We start from the raw sequence: 2507 nt of genomic DNA on the forward strand, positions 1-2507 counted from the left end.
AAAATTGACGTTTCACGTTGTTTGTTTCGTTCAGTTTTCAAAGAACTACTTGGTCGCTCATTTGCGACTTCCTTATGTTAACATCTTCGTTAGTTAATGTCAACTAAGTTTTTTTATTTCATTTGTCGCTTGCGACGTTATTATCATCGGCGACTTGTTCTATATTACACCTCTAAGGTATAATCGTCAATACGTTTTTTAAAAAACTTTATATTTTATAGATTTCACTTATGTATTTCTTCTACAGTTATATACAAGCACCCCACAGAACTATCTATGGGGTACTACTCTACTATAAAAACTATTGCTCTTTCGACGGCGCCGAACAACTTCCATCAGTACAAGAAAGATCGCTTCCACCATCTGAAGAAAGTTCTTGTAACTTAGGTGCAGGATTCTCTTCTTCCCACACTTGCTGAAGTGCACCAACAAAAGTTTCAAGTGGTTGTGCACCTGAAATAGCATACTTTTGATTAATAATAAAATAAGGTACTCCAGAAATTTGATATTGCTGAGCAATTGCTTCATCAATTCTAACATCATTTGCATACGCATTTTTATCATTAATAACATTTAAAGCCTCTTGCTTATCTAAACCTGAAACTTCAGCGATAGCAGCAAGTGTATCCACATCACTTAAATTTCTCGATTCAGTGAAGTATGCAAAAAGTAGATTTTCCGTAATCTCTTTTTCTTTTCCTTGATCCTTTGCAAACTTCGCAAGACGATGCGCATCAAACGTGTTCGTCGGCTTCATCTCATCAAAATTAAAACTTAAACCCATACTAGCTGCATGATTTCCTAGCTGTACGTTATTACGCTTAGCTTCTTCAATACTAATTCCATACTTTGATGCAAGTACTTCATTAATACTTGTCCCAGAATAGATTGGAGCATTTTGGTCTAATTCAAAACTTTTAAACTCAACTTCAACATCCTTCTTATGCGAAAATTGCTCTAAAGCCATCTCTAATCTACGTTTCCCAATATAGCAAAATGGGCATACAAAATCTGACCAAACTTCAATTTTCATAGAAACACCTCATTAACTTTTAGTTTTCAATCATTGTAGCACTGAGATTAAGGAATTCAAAAGTTTTTGCTCTACCTCCTTCATATAGTACATACAAAAATACACTTATAGCAGAATACCTAATTAACAAAAAAACGATAATCAAAAGGATTAACTATTATCCCTCCGATTATCGTCTATATAAATGCAACAACTTTAATTATGCCGGAATATACTTCCCTACGAACTTCCATACAGTATTCCAATATTTATTCGAATCTACTTTCTCCGCTTCCCCATGTCCAGCACCTGGAACAATTAATTTCTCTTTTTCTACTTTTGCAGCATTATATACTTCATCTAACATTTCAAAAGGAACGAATGTATCAGCATCCCCATGAATGAATAGCATAGGTGTTTTACTTTTCGCTACTTGTTTTACAGCTGAGGCCTCTTCTAAATCATACCCAGCTCTTAATTTAGTAACCGTATTTGCCGCATTCATAACAGGAAACTTCGGTAAGTGGAATAAATCTTTTAGTTGATAAGTAAATTCATCAATAACAGTTGAATATCCACAATCTTCAATAATAACTTTAACATTAGAAGGTAAATCTTCTCCTGAAGTCATCATTACAGTTGCCCCGCCCATTGAAACACCAAATAGAGCTATTTCAGCATCAGGGTCTTTCTTTAAGATTTGTTGAATCCAAATTAAAATATCTTTACGATCATGCCAACCCATACCAACATAATCCCCTTCACTATTTCCGTGTCCACGAAGGTCTGGTGCTATGACATTATAGCCTTGTTCATAAAAGTTACGAACATATTTCGTCATTTCCGATGCTCTACCACTATATCCATGAACTACAATTGCCCATTTATGACTAGATGGTTCATTCATATATTCATAACCTTTTAAATTTAATTTATCGAAAGAACGTATAGTTAATGTGTTAGGTTTATACTTCGATACGAAGTTCGCATTCTTTTCTTCATTTGCAGCCAATACATCTCCCGACGCATTTACCGTTTCCACTAAATGAGGATTATCTTGCAAAAATTCCTTTTCTTGTTTCGCATTTAATGCATAGTTATAAAAATAATTCCCAACTAACATATACACGATTACTAGCAGGACTAAGACTACTATAGTAATTATACTTATCTTTTTCATATTATCTCCTTTTCTAACTTAAATCTTCTTATATTAAATTACATCAAAAACAACTGTACTATTTTAACACACTGATAAATCCTATCTTTAAGAAATAAAATAGAAAATCTTAAATTACATATAAAAAATCACGAAAGAAATTGAATAAAACTTATATAGCTACGTATTCAAAAATCTTTTTGAAAAGCGAGAAGCACTTCAAAATATTTAGCTTTGAAAAGAAGTTATAAAACACAAAAAAGACGAGTCATTCTGACTCGTCTTAAAGTTGCTTGGCGACGTCCTACTCTCACAGGGACAAGGTCCCAACTACCA

The 2507-nt window shown here is 33.4% G+C and carries 2 protein-coding genes; both read right to left on the bottom strand.

Annotation, left to right across the window (positions count from 1 at the left end; genetic code table 11):
- Positions 1-301: 301 nt before the first annotated feature.
- Positions 302-1033 (bottom strand): DsbA family oxidoreductase, encoded by a 732-nt coding sequence (locus MR169_RS27835; RefSeq protein ID WP_242320383.1) that lies wholly within the window; start codon positions 1031-1033, stop codon positions 302-304.
- A 199-nt stretch (positions 1034-1232) separates the two neighbouring features.
- On the bottom strand, positions 1233-2192 hold the full coding sequence (locus MR169_RS27840; protein ID WP_206904106.1) for an alpha/beta hydrolase: 960 nt from the start codon (positions 2190-2192) through the stop codon (positions 1233-1235).
- Positions 2193-2507 lie beyond the last annotated feature (315 nt).

The sequence above is a fragment of the Bacillus cereus group sp. BfR-BA-01349 genome (assembly GCF_022663795.1).
GTDB classification, from domain to species: Bacteria; Bacillota; Bacilli; order Bacillales; family Bacillaceae_G; genus Bacillus_A; species Bacillus_A cereus.